This is a genomic window from Streptomyces sp. WM4235 (genome assembly GCF_001279725.1).
In the GTDB taxonomy this organism is placed as follows: Bacteria; Actinomycetota; Actinomycetes; order Streptomycetales; family Streptomycetaceae; genus Streptomyces.
The window spans coordinates 1-842 of record NZ_LGDE01000219.1 but is presented as its reverse complement, the minus strand read 5'-3'; the positions used below and the strand labels follow the sequence as shown (position 1 = coordinate 842).

At 74.6% G+C, this 842-nt stretch carries 1 protein-coding gene; it reads right to left on the bottom strand.

Features of this window, described 5'->3' with window-relative positions:
- On the bottom strand, positions 1-842 hold an 842-nt coding region (locus tag ADK55_RS16560), incomplete at both ends, for a sigma-70 family RNA polymerase sigma factor (protein ID WP_420713636.1).

Sequence of the window (842 nt, the reverse complement as noted above, 5' to 3'; positions counted from 1 at the left end):
GGGGGGGCCGGGGCCGGCGAAGGCCGCGCCCACCGGGGTCATGCCGCCCGCACCGGCCGCGGCCGACCGGACGCCGGCCAGCAGCGCCGCACCGACCGGCACCAGTGCCAGCCCGGCCAACAGGCCCTCCGCCGGGACCAGACCGCTCCACAGCCCGGAACAGCGCACGCACTCCCGCGCGTGCCGGGCTATTCGCTTGCGCCACAGCGTCGAGGGGAGCCCGTCCCAGCCCGCCGCGAGCGTCCGCAGCCCCTCGCACGGAGGTTGGGTGTCCAGCGCCCGCTCGACCACGCGGGCCGATTCCAACTGGGCCTTCATCCGTTGCACCCGGACCGCCGCGTGCTGGGGGGAGAGTTCCAGGGCGGCCGCCATCTCGCCGCGCGTCAACTCACCGGCGCACTCCAGCCACCACAACGACAGCAACGCCCGGTCGTCGGGCTCCAGCCAACGCGTCGCCCGGGCCGTCTCCCGGCGCTGCCCCTCCAGGTTGAGCCGTACGACGGTCAGGTCCACGAAGTCGGCGCCGGGGTCCGCGACGTCCCAGGCGGCGTCCAGGCCGCTCTCGCCCGGGCCGCTCTGCCGGGCCGCCCAGTGGGCCCGTATCCGGTTCATCGCAATCGCGACCAGCCAGGACCGGAAGCTGTCGTCCGTACGCAGACCGCCCAGCCCGTCCAGCGCCCGCAGCATGGTGTCCTGCACCACGTCGTCCACGTCACAGGACCCGTTCAGGGCCCGGCCGACGATGTTGTAGACGAGCGGCAAGTAGGTGCTGACGAGCTCGTCCTGCGCGCGGGGATCGCCCGCGCGGGCCGCTGCCACCAGCGCTGCCGTGTGCTCTGTAC